This is a genomic window from Sphingopyxis sp. YF1, from assembly GCF_022701295.1.
GTDB lineage: Bacteria > Pseudomonadota > Alphaproteobacteria > Sphingomonadales > Sphingomonadaceae > Sphingopyxis.
Map to the genome: position 1 here is coordinate 1,210,778 of NZ_CP033204.1, position 16,353 is coordinate 1,227,130.

A 16,353-nucleotide genomic window follows, 5' to 3' on the forward strand; every position below is an offset into this window, starting at 1 on the left:
AGCACTATTTCGGTCAGGCAGGATTTCCGCGACTGGACGGACCATTATTGGTGGTCCGCCGACGGCGTGCGCCTGCACGCGCGCATCCATGCCGGACCCGATGCCGCATCGGGGGCTCCGCCGATCCTCTGCATGCCCGGGCTTGCACGCAATGCCCGCGACTTCGAGGGGCTGGCGCCGCACATGGCGCAGCATCGCCGCGTGATCTCGGTCGAATTTCGCGGGCGCGGCGACAGCGCCTTTGCGAAGGACCCGATGACCTATGTCCCGCTGACCTATGTGCAGGACGTGGTGGCGCTGCTGGACGATCTCGACATCGGACGTTTCGCCGCCGTGGGCACCTCGCTCGGCGGGCTGGTGACGATGCTGCTCGCGGCGACGCAGCCCGGCCGGCTGGTCGGCGCGGTGCTCAACGACGTCGGCCCCGAACTGGAAACGGCGGGGCTCGACCGCATCCGCGACTATATCGGCGCCGGCGGCAGCCAGCCGACCTGGATGCACGCGGCGCGCGCCTTTGCCGAACTCAACGCCGCGGTCTATCCGGGATATGGCATTCACGACTGGCTGCGGCTGACCAAGCGCACGCACCGCCTCACCGCCGAAGGGCGTATCGTCACCGATTATGACAAGCAGATCGCGGCACCGCTGCGCGTCCCGAACGGCGGCGACGCGGGCGTCGACCTGTGGCCTGCCTATCGCGCGCTCGCGGACATCCCGCTGCTGATCCTGCGCGGCGCGCTGTCCGACATTCTCGCCCGCGGACCGGCGCAAAAAATGGCCGCGGAACTGGCGCATGCTCGCCTGGTCGAGGTCCCGGGGGTCGGTCACGCCCCGACGATGGACGAGGACGAGGCGCGCGCCGCGATCGACACCTGGCTCGCGGAGCTTCCGGCGACGTGAGCGCGGAAGAGCCCGAAACGCCCTGGCCGATCCGCATCCTGCACCTTCATTCGAGTTTCTCGCTCGGCGGCAAGGAGGCGCGGGCGGTCCGCCTGATGAACCTGATGGGCGACCGTGCGCATCATACGATCCTGTCGGCGATGCCCGACGCGCTCGGCGCCCGCGATGCGATCGCGCCGGGGATCGTCGTCGATTTTCCCGCGGATGCGCCGCCGCTGCACGGCAAACCATCGCTCGCACGCTATCGCGATCTGGCGCGCTACATGACCGGTTTCGATCTGGTCCTCAGCTATAACTGGGGGGCGATGGACGGGGTGATGGCGCGTCGCTGCCATGTTTCGCGCTGGTGGCACAGCATGCCCGAACTGATCCATCACGAGGATGGCTTCAACGAGGATGAAAGCGTCCGGCGTAACTGGAAACGCAACCTGTTCCGCCGGATTGGACTGCGTACCGCGCAGGCGGTCGTGGTCCCCTCGACGCTGTTGCAGCGCATCGCCGCCGACGAATGGGGGGCGGGCGACCGCACCCGCCTGATCCGCAACGGCATCGACACCGCGGTATATGGGAAAGGGCCGAGTGTGCCGATCCCCGGTTTCGAGCGGCGCGAGGGCGAGGTGGTGATCGGCACCGTTGCCGGCCTGCGCAAGGTGAAGGACCTGCCGCGGCTGGTGCGTGCGGTCGCGGAGCTGCCGCGGAATGTCAGGCTGGTGATCGTCGGCGAGGGACCCGAACGCGCCGCAATCGCCGCCGAGGCCGCGGCGTGCGGCTTTGCAGACCGGCTCTTCATGCCGGGTTTCATGGCGCACCCCGAACGCTGGATCGGCCATTTCGACCTGCTTGCGCTGTCGTCGCTCAGCGAACAGGCGCCGATCGCGGTGATCGAGGCGATGGCCGCGGGCCTGCCGGTCGTCAGTCCTGCGGTCGGCGACGTCGCCGCGATGGTGTCCGGTGCGAACCGGCCTTTCGTCGCGGCCGACGAAGCGGCGTTTCGCGCCGCGCTGGCGCAAATGGCGCGCGATCCGGCGCTGCGGGCGGCCGTCGGCGCCGAAAACAGGCGCGTCGCGGGCGAATGCTTCGACGAAACAACGATGGTCGCGGCGTATGAAAGCCTCTATGCTCGCGCGCTTGAAGGTTATGGCCCGTTCAGCGGGCGATGGGGCGGCGCCGATTGACAAAGGCGCCGGTCTTCCGCTTACGGAAACGGCAATCGGGGACCCGCGCGACAACGCGGCGGGCGGAGAGAAAGAGGGTCTGAAGTGTTCAAAGGTTTGAAGCCCATCCTGTATGGCGGCCGCGAAGTCTGGCCGCTGGTCGAGGGCGGGAAAGGCGTGTCGGCGACCAACCATATGTCGAGTGGCGCCTGGGCGGCGGCGGGCGGCATCGGCACCGTGTCGGCGGTCAACGCCGACAGCTACGACGCCGAAGGCAAGATCATCCCGCAAATCTATCACGCGCTGACGCGACGCGAACGCCACGACGAGCTGATCCAATATGCGATCGCGGGCGCGGTCGAACAGGTCAAGCGCGCGCACGAGATTGCGGGCGGCAAGGGCGCGATCAACATCAACGTGCTCTGGGAAATGGGCGGCGCGCAGCAGATCCTCGAAGGCGTGCTGGCGCAGACCAAGGGACTGGTGGCCGGGGTCACCTGCGGCGCGGGGATGCCGTACAAGCTCAGCGAAATCGCCGAGCGCCACAATGTCCTCTATTTGCCGATCATCAGCTCGGGACGCGCTTTCCGCGCGTTGTGGAAGCGCGCCTATCACAAGGTGCCGCACCTGCTGGGCGCGGTGGTCTACGAAGATCCGTGGCTCGCGGGCGGCCACAACGGCCTGTCGAACGCCGAAGACCCGCTGGTGCCGCAGGACCCCTATCCGCGGGTCAAGGCGGTGCGCGACGTGATGCGCGGCGAGGGCATCGCCGACAGCGTGCCGATCGTGATGGCGGGCGGCGTCTGGTATCTGCGCGACTGGGAGGACTGGATCGACAATCCCGAACTCGGCCAGATCGTCTTCCAGTTCGGTACCCGGCCGCTGCTGACCGAGGAAAGCCCGATCCCGCAGGGCTGGAAGGACCGGCTGCGCACGCTCGACGACGGCGACGTGCTGCTCCACCGTTTTTCGCCCACCGGCTTTTATTCGAGCGCGGTGCGCACCCCTTTCCTGCGCGACCTCGAGGCGCGCTCGGAACGCCAGATTCCCTATTCGAAGCAGGAAGCGGGCGACCATATCGTCCAGCTCGACGTCGGGGTGAAGGGCAAGAATTTCTGGGTCACTCCGCATGATCGGGCAAGGGCACGCGACTGGGCGGCCGAAGGCTATACCGCGGCGCTCAAGACCCCCGACAACACTGTCGTCTTCGTGACCGAGGAAGACAAGGCGGTGATCCGCAAGGACCAGACCGATTGCATGGGGTGCCTGTCGCATTGCGGCTTCTCGTCGTGGAAGGACCATGACGATTACACCACCGGCTATCTCGCAGACCCGCGCAGCTTCTGCATCCAGAAGACGCTCCAGGACATCGCGCACGGCGGCGACGTCGAGCAGAATCTGATGTTCGCGGGCCACGCCGCGTTCAACTTCAAGACCGATCCCTTCTACTCGAACAACTTCACCCCGACGGTGAAGCAGCTCGTCGACCGGATTTTGACGGGGGATTGAGGCTGCCGTCGCGCCCCCGCGCAGGCGGGGGCGGCGGCGTTACGCCCACCCCTCCAGCACCTGATCGGGCGGGCGGTGGCCGTCGCACCAGGCGCGGATGTTGGCGATGACCTTCTCGCCCGAGGCCTCGCGCCCCTCGATCGTCGCCGAGCCGAGGTGCGGCAGCAGCACGACATTGTCGAGCGCGAGCAGTTCGGGGTCGACCGCGGGTTCGTGGGTGTAGACGTCGAGACCCGCGCCCGCGATGCGCCCCGCCTTGAGCGCCGCGATCAGCGCCTTTTCGTCGACGATCTCGCCGCGCGCGGTGTTGATCAGATAGGCGGTGGGTTTCATCGCCGCGATGCGCGCGGCGCTCACCATCTCGTGCGTCTCGCTCGTGTGCGGGCAGTGGATGGTGACGATGTCGCTGATCCGCAGCAGCGTGTCGACGCTGGCATGATAGCTCGCGCCCAGTTCCTCCTCGACCGCTTCGGGCAGGCGCCGCCGGTTGTGGTAGTGGATCGACAGGCCGAAGGCGCGCGCGCGCCGCGCGACGGCGAGGCCGATGCGCCCCATGCCGATGATGCCGAGCAATTTGCCGCCGACGCGGTGGCCGAGCATCGTGCTCGGCGCCCAGCCGGCCCACTGGCCCGAGCGCATCAGTTTCTCGCCCTCGGCCAGCCGGCGCGGCACGCTCAGGATCAGCGCCATCGTCATGTCGGCGGTATCCTCGGTGAAGACCCCCGGCGTGTTCGACACCATGATCCCCTTCGCGCGCGCGGCGGCGAGGTCGATATGGTCGACCCCGGCGCCGAAATTGGCGATGAGCTTCAGCCGCTCGCCCGCGGCGGCGATGATGCCGGCGTCGATCTCGTCGGTCACGGTGGGGACCAGCACGTCGCAGTCGGCGACCGCGGCCTTGAGCTCCTCGACCGAAAAGGCATGGTCGCGCGCCGACAGCGCGACGTCGAACAGTTCGGCCATGCGGCCCTCGACATGCGGCATCAACTGGCGGGTGACGATGACGCGCGGGCGCTTGGGACGGGAAGAATCGGGCATGCCGCCGATAGAGCGCGCGGCGCGGGAACGGTCAAGGGGCGCGCGCGTACGACGATTGTGGGAAAGCCGCCGCGCGGCCGACACCGACGGTTGAAAAATGGGCGCGCTTGCAACAAGGGTTGATGATGACCAGCCGAAAATACCTGACTTTCATCCTCTGCCTCGCCGTGGTGGGACCGGCGGCGGCGCAATCCGACCCCGAGCTGCCCTATTGGGCGTCGATCAGCGTCGACGAGGCGCGCATGCGCAAGGGGCCGTCGCAGGACGTTCCGGTGATCTGGGAATATCGCCGCAAGGACCTGCCGGTGAAGGTGATCGCGCGGCACGAAACCTGGCGCAAGATCGAGGATCCCGACGGGACGCAGGGCTGGATGGCGGCGCGCCTGCTCAGCCGTGCGCGCACCGCGATCGTCACCGGCGGTGTCCGCCCGATGCGCGAAGCGCCGAGCGCTTCGGCCGCCGTCGCCTTTCGCGCCGAACCCGGCGTGGTCGGCAAGATCACCGACTGCGCCAACGGCTGGTGCCGGTTCGACGTCAGGGGGCGCCGCGGCTGGATCGAGACCGACCATATCTGGGGCGACTGATCCGGTCGCGCGACCGGCAGTCCCGCGACAGTCAGTTCTTCTTCGGCGATACCGTGACCGTCGTTCCCTTGGGATCGGTGGCGGTAAAGCTGCCGTCGGCACCCGCGGCCGACACGGTCCAGCATGTTTCGCCTTCGTCGCCGTCGGGGTCGAAGCAGTCCTTTCCATCCTTGACCGCAAAGCGACCCTTGGCAGTACCGCCTTTGGCGTCGGTATCGACATAGGTTCCGTCGGCGTTGATCACCGTTGTCGCCGCCGAACCGTCGGCCATTTTGACGTCATAGCTGCCGGGTTTTGTCGCCGAGTCGGACGCCACCGGCGCCGGCGTGGGGGCCGTCGCGGGCGCGGCGGTTTCCTTCGTCTCTTCAGGTTTTTGCGAGCAGGCGGCCAACGCCGTCAGCGCCGCGACCAGGATAAGCGTTCGCATGTTGGTCACTCCCTTGCTGGGAGCGGGAAGAATAGACCGCATGCCATGCGCGTGCAACGTGCGCTGCCATGCAAAAAGGGCCGGACGGTTTCCCGTCCGGCCCTCCCCATGACCCGCTGGTTCAGCGCCAGCGGAAGTGGTTGCGATAGACCCGGATCACCTTGCCGTTGCGGGTGTTGACGAGCAGCAGGTCGTTGTAGTGGCGGACATAGGTCTGGAACCGGCCCGCGCGCGGCACGCCCCAGCGGCTGTCCCACGCCGGGCGATAGTTCGGCGCGTAATAGCTGGATCGCAGCGTCGAACCGACGCGGAACTGCTGGTAGCGGAAGGGCGCACGATAATTCTGGTAGCGCTTGTCCTGGCGCCAGTCGCGGACGCTCTCGCGATAATCCTTGCGCGCGTCGTTATAGTCGCGGCGCGCTTCGCGGACGTCCTTGCGGTCGCCGTAGCGCTGCGCATCGCGATAGTCGCGGCGTTCCTCGCGGACCTCGCGGCGGTCGCGTTCGATCTCGCGCGTCTGGGCCTGCGCCACCGCGGGGACCATCATCGCGGCGATCAGGCCGGCGGTGAGAAATTTGCTCTTCATGGTGCCATTCCTTTTCACGTCAGGGGGGAGGGGATCTGCCCGATGACAGGAAGAGGACTAGGCGCGCGGGTTTGAACGCCGCCGGAATGCCGCGTTTATTTTGAGGACATTAGTGTCGCAATTTGTCGCGGCGATGCGACGAGGCGGTTCATGGCCAGGCCCGAACCGTGCAACTTTCAGAAGATCGGCACATCCGCGTCGACCAGCCGCGCCCGCGGTTCGCCGTCGACGATTTCGGCCATCCACAAACGTTCATTCTGCGTCGTGATCACATAGACCGGCGTCCGTCCGGCAAAGACCGAGAAGAAATGGATCTCGGTCGGCGTGGGGTCGAGGAGGTGCGAAATCACGAACCCTTCGGCCTTCGCGTCGAGCGGCATGGCGATACAGCTGTTGGAGAAGGCGCGCGACGACAGGATCTTTCCATCCTTCACCGCGCTGCGGTGATGCCCGCCGAGCGGAATGGTGCCGGTTTCGGTCTGCGGGGTGAGCAGATAGACGAGATCGGGCCCGTCGGCGCTCGATCGCGGCAGGACAACCCGGTTGAAGCGCCGGTCGGCGCAGCGAAGCGGCCCTTGTTCGGGCACCGCATCCGACGCCGCGGCCAGCCGTGCCTGTTCGGGCGACAGCTGGCTGTCGCCGGCTTCGTGGACCCTGCGGTCGCGGATATCTGTCGCGCCGGTCCAGACCGCCGAATAGACGGCGCGATGTTCGGTCCCGGCGTCGCCCGAATAATAGGTGACGCGATAGTCGTCGCCATCGGGCGTGACGACCCAGCCGCGGATCGTCGCGAGCGCTTCCCCGGGCACGTCGCGCCGCAGGGCGTCGGTGGTGTGCCAAGCAGCCTGATCGTAGCGATAGAGGAGCTTCGCCCGCGCGGTCGCCAGGGCGATGTCGGCCTGTTCTTCGGCAGACGGCGAAACCGCCGCCTCGCCCCCGGGCTTGACCAGCGCTGGCGCCGCTGCGCCCAGTGCGAGCGCGAGCGGCAGGATCAGCGTGCGGATCAAACCAGCTCGATCGCGACCGCGGTGGCTTCGCCGCCGCCGATGCACAGGCTCGCGATACCGCGCGTCTTGCCGTGGCGCTGGAGCGCGGCGATCAGCGTCGTGATGATGCGCGTGCCGCTCGCGCCGATCGGGTGGCCGAGCGCGGTCGCGCCGCCATGGACGTTGATTTTCTCATGCGCGATGCCGAGGTCGTGCATCGCGAACATCGCGACGCAGGCAAAGGCTTCGTTGACTTCGAACAGGTCGACGTCGGCGATCGTCCAGCCGGCCTTGGCCAGCACCTTGTTGATCGCGCCGACGGGGGCGATCGTGAAATCCTTGGGTTCCTGCGCGTGCGCGGCGTGCGCGACCAGCCGGGCGACGGGCTTCGCGCCCTTGGCATCGGCGACCGACTGGCGCGTCAGCACGACCGCGGCGGCGCCGTCGGAGATCGACGAGCTGGTCGCCGCGGTGATCGTGCCGTCCTTGGCAAAGGCGGGCTTGAGTGTCGGGATCTTGTCGGGGCGGCCCTTGCCGGGGGCCTCGTCGGTGTCGACGACGACCTCGCCCGCGCGCGTCTTGAGCGTCACCGGAACGATCTCGCCGGTAAAGGCACCGTCGGCGATCGCCGCCTGCGCGCGCTTCAGCGATTCGATCGAATAGGCATCCTGCGCTTCGCGCGTCAGCTGATAGGCGTCGGCGGTATCCTGCGCAAAGGTGCCCATCGCGCGGCCTGCTTCATAAGCGTCCTCGAGCCCGTCGAGGAACATATGGTCATAGGCGGTATCGTGCCCGATGCGCGCGCCCGAGCGGTGCTTCTTGAGCAGATAGGGCGCGTTGGTCATCGATTCCATGCCGCCCGCGACGACGAGGTCGATGCTGCCGGCGGCGAGCGCTTCGGCGCCCATGATCACGGTCTGCATGCCCGAACCGCACACCTTGTTGACGGTGGTCGCCTGCACCGACTTGGGCAGGCCGGCCTTGATCGCGGCCTGGCGCGCCGGCGCCTGGCCGAGCCCGGCGGGCAGCACGCAGCCCATATAGATGCGCTCGATGTCGTCGCCCGACACGCCCGCGCGCTCGACCGCCGCCTTGACCGCGGTGGCGCCGAGGTCGGTCGCACTCGCGTCCGACAGCGCGCCCTGCATGCCGCCCATCGGGGTGCGGGCATAGGAGAGGAAAACGACGGGATCGGTGGCGGTCATGGCGAGAGACTCCGTAGGGGAAACCAGTTTCGGCGGCCCGATTAGCCCAAATGCTGCACTTGCGAAAGGGGGAGGGTGATTGCCGGCCCAAGGCTTTCTCGGGAGCGGGAAACAAGGGGTCGTGGTCACCGACAAGCGGGGCAGTTTTGGGGTGGGAAGCGGACGTTTCCTTCTTGATCGATCCAAGGCAGGTAGATTGCTACTGCAAGTAGAGCGATAGGACAGAGATGCCCCATGACAGAAAGCTGGTTCTTGGAGGGGTATCCCTAACCTTAGCAAAAATACGACCAGCTAGTGCAAACAGTGCGGCTGCTAGTCGCGTGCGCGATGACCTTGAACGGGAGATGGTTGCGTCCGGTTATCTCGAAGGCGCTCCGTTCAAGTGGGTAAGTCTTATCGTTAGGTATGGATTAGTCGATGAGCCCGAGCCATCTTATGGGGCCATCAATCAGAAGCACGGTGACTTACCTCTTGCTATTGAAGTCGACGTTCAAAACCTCCTCGGCGTTTCGGAGGACGATATGGCGCTGGTTTACAGGAGGGCCACGTTGGCGGCGTTGATCCACGCCGGCGAAAAATATGGGCTTAAAACAGATGCGCTGCGGGCTCTCCTGAGCCCATCTTGAACGTCCGCAGTCGGTCGAATCAATCCAAATCGGCGGCGAACGGCGACTTTGGGCTGTGAGGCGGACACAATGTGAGCTACGCCATGCAGCCGATATTGGGGAAACACATGAGTGAAACGAAGCTAAACGGAGCAGAGAAGCGGGCGCGCCGCCAACTCGGAAAACTGTTTGATGCGGCGTGGAAACGGGAAGCAAAGGCTGCTGGTTGGGGCTATCTTAAGCCGACTTCGTTCAAGCGGATTGGCGATTGGTTCGTTTATCTGGATCCAGAAATCTCAACTGAACGAAACAGTTCAAAAATCTCTGCCACGGTCAAGCCGTTTGCTATTGATGACCTGATGAGCCGCATTCTCGGCTTCGAAGGATTAGATGGGACATCATTGTCCCTCCGCGCTCGTGGTCCCCACTGTTTGGTCGTTCCAATGTTCAGTAGTTCGATCGAAGGCGATGGCGGTCTTGATCGCATGATCGAGCTTGCCGCAGAATTTTCAAAGACGATGCCGGTTCGCGTCGAAGCGTTAACGCTGGCGGACTTCGCCGATTTTTCCGCGGCGCCCGCCGGACATGTATCGGCCAATCAAGTTGCGGCACTAATTTTAGCGGGGGAAGGAGAAGAAGCCGCCAAGCTTTGCGAACTAGCGATTTCCATAAAGCAATGGGGTGGCCCCGCTCGCAGTACCGCCGACGGAAAAGTTGTAAGTTTCTTTCATTTGGCACGCCAGTGGATTGACGAGCATAGGGATGCGTAAATCTGTGGCACCAATGTCCGCAACCGGTCGTTTTTGGCGTTGCCCCCGACCAACGCCGAGCGGCGATTTCGGGGTGGAAAGCGGACGTTTGCTCTCAATTTGTACCCCGGCGAGAGCCGGGGGCCAGGGCGTCAGAACGTCAGCGTTGCGTAGTTCCGCTCTGGGCCCCGGCTTTCGCCGGGGCACGGCAATGACCGGTCGCTTTCCGCCAATCCTCCCTGTGGCGAAGCCATGGGGAGGGGGACCGCCGCCGCAGGCGGTGGTGGAGGGGCCGCGAGGTCGCGTCTTTCGCCCCTCCGTCAGCGCTCCGCGCTGCCACCTCCCCATCGCTGCGCGACCGGGAGGATCAATGGGCCGTACCCATCCGTCACGGTCCCGAAATATTCGCTTTCCTAAAATATCCCGCCATGCTCCAAACTGGCCGATGACCCATATGCCTCTCTCATTCTCTGCCGCCGCGCCCTGGCTGCGCGGGCCGGGGAGCGAAAGAGAAGGGGGACGTGGCGTGACCTTTGTGACCTTCCGGAAGAAACGGCGCGCTTTGCCCCTGCGCTCCGTGCCGCGTGGCAGCGCGTTTCAACTTGCAACCCGCCGTGCGTCATGGTCAAACATGCGCGACAGAACATAGGGGAGACGGGTCATGGCCACCGCCATCAAGCAGGATATCGCCGGCGAAGCCGCGCGCATGCACGAGGTGCTCGCGGCGCAGAAGGTGAGCTTTACCGCCGCCATGCCCGAGAGCCTTGGCGTTCGCACCGACCGCATCGACCGCGCGATCGCGCTGCTCGTCGACCATGCCGAGGAATTCGCGAAAGCGGTGAGCGAGGATTTCGGGCATCGCAGCCGCGAACAGACGCTGATGACCGACATCATGCCCTCGGTCAGTGCGCTCAAACATGCAAAAAAGCATATGGCGGCGTGGGCGAAGGGCGAGAAGCGCAAGCCGACCTTTCCGCTCGGGCTGCTCGGCGCCAAGGCCGAGGTCGTCTATCAGCCCAAGGGCGTCGTCGGCGTCGTCGCGCCGTGGAATTTCCCCGTCGGCATGGTGTTCGTGCCGATGGCGGGCATCCTCGCTGCGGGCAATCGTGCGATGATCAAGCCGTCGGAATATACCGAAAATGTCGCGGGGCTGATCGCGCGGCTGGTGCCTGACTATTTCGACGAGAGCGAGATGGCAGTGTTCACCGGCGATGCCGACGTCGGGGTCGCCTTCTCGAAGCTCGCCTTCGACCATATGATCTTCACCGGTGCCACCAGCGTCGGCAAGCATATCATGCGCGCCGCCGCCGATAATCTCGTCCCCGTGACGCTCGAACTCGGCGGCAAGTCGCCGACCTTCGTCGGGCGCAGCGCGAACAAGGAACAGGCGGGCCAGCGCGTCGCGCTCGGCAAGCTGATGAACGCGGGGCAGATCTGCCTTGCCCCCGACTATTTGCTCGTCGCGGAGGATCAGGAGGGGGAGATCATCGACAGCGTCACCAGGGGCGCGGCCGCGCTCTATCCGACGATGCTGGCGAACGACGATTACACCTCGGTGGTCAACGTCCGCAACTACGACCGGCTGCAATCCTATCTCGCCGACGCGCGCGAGAAGGGCGCCGAGGTGATCGAGGTCAATCCGGGGAACGAGGATTTCGCGAGCGCCAACGGCCACAAGATGCCGCTCCACATCGTGCGCAACCCGACCGACGACATGAAGGTGATGCAGGAGGAAATCTTCGGCCCGATCCTGCCGGTGAAGACGTACAAGACGATCGACGAGGCGATCGATTATGTGAACGCGAACGACCGCCCGCTTGGCCTCTATTATTTCGGGCAGGACAAGAGCGAGGAGGAGCGCGTGCTGTCGCGCACCATCTCTGGCGGCGTCACGGTCAACGACGTCCTGTTCCACAATGCGATGGAGGATCTGCCCTTCGGCGGGGTCGGCCCGTCGGGGATGGGCAATTATCACGGCCTCGACGGTTTCAGGACCTTCAGCCATGCGCGTGCGGTCTATCGTCAGCCCAAGCTCGACGTCGCGGGGCTTGCGGGCTTCAAGCCGCCCTATGGCAAGGCGACCGCAAAGACGCTGGCGAAGGAATTGAAGAAATAGGCTTCGATTTCTAAACCTCGTCATTGCGAGCGAAGCGAAGCAATCTAGAGCGGTTTACGCTCCTCTGGATTGCCGCGTCGCCTCCGGCTCCTCGCAATGACGAAGTTTTTTGGCGGCAAGGTCAATCCTTCCCGGCGATCTTGATATCCTTGCCGAGCAAAGTCTTCACATAGATGCGCTGGACCAGCACATAGACGACCACCGTCAGCGGCGCCGCGAGCAGCACGCCGAGGAAGCCGAACAGGATGCCCGCCGCGACCACCGCGAAGAGCAGCACCGCGGGCGGCACGTCGACCGCCTGTTTCTGGATCATCGGCTGCAGGAAATTGCCCTGGAGCTGCTGGATGGCAAGGAAAAGCAGCAAGGTCCACAGCGCGGTCATCGGCGACACGGTGAAGGCGAGCAGCACCGCGGGCACCCCGGCGATGATCGGCCCGACCATTGGGATGATGTCGAGCAGCCCGGCGATCAGCCCGAGCCCGCCCGCGGCGGGCACGCCGAGCGCCGCGAGCCCCGCCCAGGTCAGCGCCGCGACGACGAGCGACGACACCGCCTGCCCGAGCATCCAGCCCTTGAGCCCGCGCGCCGCATCGCCGATCGCGAGCGACGCCGTTTCCTCGGCGCGTTGCGGCAGGAGGAGGAGGAGGCCGCGCCGGTAGGTCGCGGGATCGCCCGCGAGGAAGATCGCCGCGACGAGCACAAGCACGAAATCGGCGATGCCGCTTCCCGCCGCAAGCGCATAGCCGCCCGCCTGCGAAGCGAGGCGCGAGATGTCGTCGCCGCCGACCGCGGCGAGCTCGCGCACCTGTTCACCGAGCCCGTAGCGGTCGAGGAACGCCTCGACCCCCTGCAGCGCGGCGGGAATTTTCTGGCGGATCGTATCGACCTCGCTGGCAAGCTGCGATCCGAACAGCATGAAGGCCCCGGCGAAGATCGCGACGATCCCCGCCACCGACAGCGCGAGCGCAATGCCGCGTCCGATCCGTGTCTTTCGGTGAATCCAGTCGGCGATCGCATCGAAGATCGCGCCGAGTACCACCGCCGCGAAGACGAGCATGAAGAAGCGCGTGAGCTCGATCAGCAGCAACGCGACCCCGGTGATCGCGAGTATGATCAGCGTCGCTCCGGCGATCCGCCCGGGGCCGAAGCCCGGCGCGGGTTCGGCTTTTGCACGGGGTTTCGCGGCGGGCGCCGTCGGCGGCCTGGTTTTTTCGGTCATGCGCGCACCTTATCGGCGCCGTCGCCGCACGCAACCGCCGCCGTGCGCTTATCGCTGGACGGCGAGGGGGCTGTTGTGGCAACGGCTGCACGCACCGGCGCGGGGGTGAATCGAAACCACCGCGCCTCCACGGGCCCCTGTGGTGAAATTGGTAGACGCGCTCGACTCAAAATCGAGTTCCGCAAGGAGTGCTGGTTCGAGTCCGGCCAGGGGCACCATTTCGGAACAAAGCCGGGCACCGCGCACGATTTTTTTCGCAACCTCCGCGACGAGCGCTTGCAGCAGATTGCGCTTGGAGCCGAGAATTCGAACCTCGTCAGCCGGCACTTTCACCTGCTGTGCAACCGCCTTCGGGCATTCAGCGCTGAGCGACGCCGTCGCCCATGCCGCGGCGGTCTCTGCCTGATCGCTTGTCGCCTCGAGAGTCTCTATGCGATCCTTGAGGTCCAGATCGTCCACGCCGGCAATGCCGTTTTCGATCGCATCATGTCGCCGCAATGTCTGCTTTTTGGAATGGAGATCGCCGCATGGGATTTCCGCCTCTCCCAACAATAAGCTATCTGCAATCCATGGTGAAAGAGACACGGATACGGTCGACGACGGAGGCTGTTCTGATCTGCCCCTTCTGAGTGGTCCAAAATTGATGATATTTTGGATTACGAAGGAAAATGTGAATGCCGGCCAAGAAGCACCGCCCGGAAGAGATTATCGGCAAGCTGCGTGAAGCGGAGGTTGTGCTGGCGCAGGGCGCCACGACGGCGGAAGCGTGTCGGCGGATCGCGATCAGCGAGCAGACCTATTGTCGTTGGCGCAAGGAATAGGGTGGCCTGAAGATCGATCAGGCGCGTCGGGAGAGGCGGCTGCGACGCCGACGATGTACGCTCTCATCGGCGACGTATTTCCTCCGGTGAAACGTCCGCTGGCGCTCGCGATTGCCGGCTTGGGCTCGTCGATCGGCTCTTTCGTGGCCCTCTGGTTCGGTGGTTACATCATCGAGCAGTGGGGCTGGCGCCAGGCGTTTGTGATGTTCGGCGGCATCGGCGTTGCGGTCGCGATCCTTGTCGTCGCGTTGATGCCGGAGCCTCGCAGGCTGAAGCCCAAGAACGACACCAAGAGTCCGCCCCTGCTGGTGCAAGCGCGGAGCCTGCTCTCCATCGGCGCCTACCGGTGGTTGCTCGTCGGGACGCTGTTCGGCTCGATGGCCATGTATTCCTTCACCAGGCTGCCTTCTTTCTACATGCGGGTGCATGACTGGACGCCTTCAACGACCGGGTTCTGGCTGGGGATCGTCGTCGGCGTAACCGGGATCGGCGGCGGGCTGGTCATTGGTGCACTGGCCGGTCATTGGAGCAAGACGGACTTGGCCGCGCCAAACAAGCTGTGCGTGCTTTTGCTGCTGATCGGCGCGCCTTTCATGTTCGTGACGCTCTTCGCTCCGTCTCCGATGGTTTCGATCCTGGCCTTCGCGTTGCCGGCGATATGAATTCAGGGCTACTCGATACCCATCCACGCGGCTCAGCAAAACCTTGCGCCCGATGACTCGCGCGCCCTTGCCGCCTCGCTGGGGATCATCGTGACGAACCTGGGCGGTCTTTCGCTCAGGGCGGGCTTGGTCGGTCTGATCTCCGACGTGCTCAAGGATTACGGGGTGGACGAAACCTTGCGCTTTGCTCTGATCCTGGTTCCCGCCGTCTCCGTCATCGGCGCCGCGGCATTCTGGCGATCTGCACAGCTTATGCCCCGCACAGCGGTGGATTGAAGCCCTTGTAATCTCTCCATTGGCGTGCGCCACGGCGGGGCCGGAGAGACGGTTTTCTGCTAGGCCCTTTTCGGCCCGCCTCGCCTGCCGCTACCCGGGCGCATTTCCGGCTTGCGCAAGGATGCCGGCTCGGGATGGTGTGGCGTCTTTGCCGGCTCAGCCGCCCGGGGCCTCGGCGATCCTGCTTATTGTCTCGGGTGACACTATAATCAGCCCCTGCCTCCGGCTGGCCAGCAGGCCCCGACGCTCCCAATTCGCAAGAATTCGGCTGGCGGTGTGAAGCGTCGTTCCCGCAATGTCTGCAATGTCCTTGCGCCGCAGTGGAAATTCGATCCGGATGCCATCACCGGTCGGGCGGCCGGCCTGATCGAGCAGCCGCAACAGGGTGCGTGCGACCCGGCGATCGGCGCTCTGCGTCGCCAGCTCGCGCAGCCGTTCCTGCGTTTCGCCGATACGCTTGCCGAGGATTGCGATCATGTTGATCGCTACGCCTGAATGCTGTTCCATCAGCGCCAGCAGGGCGAGAGGATCCCAGCTGATTTCGACCGAGTCGGTCATCGTCGTTGCATCGGCGGGATAAAGTCCGTCGGTCAGTACCGGTACGCAGCCGAATATTTCACCCGGGCCGATCAGGCGGATCAATATTTCTTCGCCGTCGCTTCCGGATTGCGTGATGCGAACGCTGCCCGACAGCAATGCATGGGCGCGGCCGGCGTGCTCGCCCTGGTCGAAGATCCGCATATTCCCGGGAATCCGCCGCATCTGCGCCGCTGCAGCGGTCTTGCGCCGGATATCGGCAGGGAGCGCCGCCATCAGTGCAAGGCCGGCCAGATCATCGGCGTCGGGACGGGAAATGGTCGTCACGGGGCAGACCCTAAGGCCCTGTTTGCGCCAGCGCAAATTGCACTTGTGCGTTTCGCGCTATTTTCCGGGCGGTCGGATGCACACCCGATTTCGGCGCGAATGGAGAATGGCAGATGTTCTGTCCGGAGTGCGGAGAAATCGTCGGGCCGGGACCGCTGGATCTGCGGCACCCCGGTCGCCGCGCGGCTGAAACCGCGGAGAGCAGGTTGCGGGCGATTTTCGGCGGGCGCAATTGGTTTCGATCGTGGCGGAGCGCGGGCAGGCAACGTCGCTGCGTCCGGGAGGATTGATCATGGCGATACGTCATTCGCGATCCGGCGAGCCGGTGCGTCTGGGGTCGATCGGCGACGCCGCGACACGGACCGTGGCGCTTGCGCGCACGCCGGCTTTCGAGGCCGTCCATCTGGTTGTGCGCGCCGGTGATTCAATAGCTTCGCACCGCGTTGCGGGCGCGATGACGCTTTATTGCATCGCTGGCCATGTGCGTTTCGAGGGCGGTTCGCCGCCCGAACTTGGGACCGGCGACTGGCTGTATCTCGATCCCGGCACACCGCACGCGCTGGAGGCGGTGACCGACACGTCGCTGCTGCTGACGATATTGTTCGATCAATCCGGCAAAAAGTGACTGGCGCCCACATTGGGCGTGCGAGGA

18 protein-coding genes, 1 tRNA gene and 1 pseudogene are annotated in these 16,353 nt (G+C 65.2%); 13 read left to right on the forward strand and 7 right to left on the reverse strand.

Annotated features, from left to right (window positions below; translation table 11 throughout):
* The first annotated feature begins 6 nt into the window (after positions 1 to 6).
* The 3 genes from EAO27_RS05955 (at position 7) to EAO27_RS05965 (ending at position 3,563) form a co-directional block, all read left to right on the forward strand.
* Entirely contained in the window at positions 7 to 900 is an 894-nt protein-coding gene (locus EAO27_RS05955) for an alpha/beta hydrolase (RefSeq protein WP_278190154.1), read from the forward strand.
* Complete coding sequence (locus EAO27_RS05960; RefSeq protein ID WP_242778163.1) at positions 897 to 2,075, forward strand: glycosyltransferase family 4 protein; 1,179 nt, start codon at positions 897 to 899, stop codon at positions 2,073 to 2,075. The genes EAO27_RS05955 and EAO27_RS05960 overlap by 4 nt, the downstream gene beginning before the upstream one ends.
* A gap of 84 nt (positions 2,076 to 2,159) precedes the next feature.
* The gene (locus EAO27_RS05965) at positions 2,160 to 3,563 is read left to right on the forward strand and encodes a nitronate monooxygenase (protein WP_242778166.1); all 1,404 of its coding nucleotides are present in this window, start codon (positions 2,160 to 2,162) and stop codon (positions 3,561 to 3,563) included.
* A 39-nt stretch (positions 3,564 to 3,602) separates the two neighbouring features.
* Here the strand turns inward: EAO27_RS05965 and EAO27_RS05970 are convergent, their stop codons facing one another.
* Positions 3,603 to 4,601, reverse strand: coding sequence for a D-glycerate dehydrogenase (locus EAO27_RS05970; protein ID WP_242778169.1), 999 nt, complete (start codon positions 4,599 to 4,601; stop codon positions 3,603 to 3,605).
* 122 nt (positions 4,602 to 4,723) lie between these two features.
* Between EAO27_RS05970 and EAO27_RS05975 the strand changes: the two genes are divergently transcribed.
* A complete protein-coding gene (locus EAO27_RS05975) occupies positions 4,724 to 5,185 on the forward strand; it encodes an SH3 domain-containing protein (RefSeq protein ID WP_242778172.1) in 462 nt (153 codons plus the stop codon).
* 31 nt (positions 5,186 to 5,216) lie between these two features.
* On the opposite strand, the gene EAO27_RS05980 is transcribed toward EAO27_RS05975, so the two are convergent.
* From EAO27_RS05980 to EAO27_RS05995, 4 genes are all read right to left on the reverse strand, one after another.
* On the reverse strand, positions 5,217 to 5,612 hold the full coding sequence (locus tag EAO27_RS05980) for a hypothetical protein (protein WP_242778175.1): 396 nt from the start codon (positions 5,610 to 5,612) through the stop codon (positions 5,217 to 5,219).
* A 121-nt stretch (positions 5,613 to 5,733) separates the two neighbouring features.
* Entirely contained in the window at positions 5,734 to 6,198 is a 465-nt protein-coding gene (locus tag EAO27_RS05985) for a hypothetical protein (protein WP_242778178.1), read from the reverse strand.
* Positions 6,199 to 6,374: 176 nt separating this feature from the next.
* Complete coding sequence (locus tag EAO27_RS05990; RefSeq protein ID WP_242778181.1) at positions 6,375 to 7,205, reverse strand: hypothetical protein; 831 nt, start codon at positions 7,203 to 7,205, stop codon at positions 6,375 to 6,377.
* Positions 7,202 to 8,389, reverse strand: coding sequence for an acetyl-CoA C-acyltransferase (locus tag EAO27_RS05995; protein ID WP_242778184.1), 1,188 nt, complete (start codon positions 8,387 to 8,389; stop codon positions 7,202 to 7,204). Before EAO27_RS05995 ends, EAO27_RS05990 begins: the two co-directional genes overlap by 4 nt.
* A 227-nt stretch (positions 8,390 to 8,616) precedes the next feature.
* Here EAO27_RS05995 and EAO27_RS06000 point away from each other — a divergent pair, with 227 nt between their 5' ends.
* The 3 genes from EAO27_RS06000 to EAO27_RS06010 all read left to right on the forward strand — a co-directional run bounded on the left by EAO27_RS06000 (position 8,617) and on the right by EAO27_RS06010 (position 11,859).
* Complete coding sequence (locus EAO27_RS06000; protein ID WP_242778187.1) at positions 8,617 to 9,015, forward strand: Imm39 family immunity protein; 399 nt, start codon at positions 8,617 to 8,619, stop codon at positions 9,013 to 9,015.
* Positions 9,016 to 9,086: 71 nt separating this feature from the next.
* The gene (locus EAO27_RS06005) at positions 9,087 to 9,764 is read left to right on the forward strand and encodes a hypothetical protein (protein ID WP_242778190.1); all 678 of its coding nucleotides are present in this window, start codon (positions 9,087 to 9,089) and stop codon (positions 9,762 to 9,764) included.
* A 640-nt stretch (positions 9,765 to 10,404) separates the two neighbouring features.
* Entirely contained in the window at positions 10,405 to 11,859 is a 1,455-nt protein-coding gene (locus tag EAO27_RS06010) for a coniferyl aldehyde dehydrogenase (RefSeq protein WP_242778193.1), read from the forward strand.
* A 121-nt stretch (positions 11,860 to 11,980) separates the two neighbouring features.
* Here the strand turns inward: EAO27_RS06010 and EAO27_RS06015 are convergent, their stop codons facing one another.
* The gene (locus tag EAO27_RS06015) at positions 11,981 to 13,078 is read right to left on the reverse strand and encodes an AI-2E family transporter (protein WP_242778196.1); all 1,098 of its coding nucleotides are present in this window, start codon (positions 13,076 to 13,078) and stop codon (positions 11,981 to 11,983) included.
* Between the two features lie 133 nt (positions 13,079 to 13,211).
* On the opposite strand from EAO27_RS06015, the gene EAO27_RS06020 reads away from it, so the two are divergent.
* From EAO27_RS06020 to EAO27_RS06040, 5 genes and pseudogenes are all read left to right on the forward strand, one after another.
* Positions 13,212 to 13,296: transfer RNA gene (locus tag EAO27_RS06020), tRNA-Leu, on the forward strand.
* A 58-nt stretch (positions 13,297 to 13,354) separates the two neighbouring features.
* On the forward strand, positions 13,355 to 13,633 hold the full coding sequence (locus tag EAO27_RS06025; RefSeq protein WP_242778199.1) for a hypothetical protein: 279 nt from the start codon (positions 13,355 to 13,357) through the stop codon (positions 13,631 to 13,633).
* A 119-nt stretch (positions 13,634 to 13,752) separates the two neighbouring features.
* A pseudogene (locus EAO27_RS06030) lies at positions 13,753 to 13,896 on the forward strand (transposase); the annotation flags it as partial.
* Positions 13,845 to 14,561: an MFS transporter gene (locus EAO27_RS06035; RefSeq protein WP_278190131.1), complete on the forward strand. Its 717-nt coding sequence runs from the start codon at positions 13,845 to 13,847 to the stop codon at positions 14,559 to 14,561. The pseudogene EAO27_RS06030 and the gene EAO27_RS06035, both read left to right, overlap by 52 nt.
* 90 nt (positions 14,562 to 14,651) lie before the next feature.
* Positions 14,652 to 14,837: a hypothetical protein gene (locus EAO27_RS06040; RefSeq protein WP_242778205.1), complete on the forward strand. Its 186-nt coding sequence runs from the start codon at positions 14,652 to 14,654 to the stop codon at positions 14,835 to 14,837.
* Positions 14,838 to 14,993: 156 nt separating this feature from the next.
* On the opposite strand, the gene EAO27_RS06045 is transcribed toward EAO27_RS06040, so the two are convergent.
* A complete protein-coding gene (locus EAO27_RS06045; RefSeq protein ID WP_242778208.1) occupies positions 14,994 to 15,737 on the reverse strand; it encodes a Crp/Fnr family transcriptional regulator in 744 nt (247 codons plus the stop codon).
* A 256-nt stretch (positions 15,738 to 15,993) separates the two neighbouring features.
* Between EAO27_RS06045 and EAO27_RS06050 the strand changes: the two genes are divergently transcribed.
* Positions 15,994 to 16,326, forward strand: a complete 333-nt coding sequence (locus EAO27_RS06050) for a cupin domain-containing protein (RefSeq protein ID WP_242778211.1) — start codon at positions 15,994 to 15,996, stop codon at positions 16,324 to 16,326.
* Positions 16,327 to 16,353 lie beyond the last annotated feature (27 nt).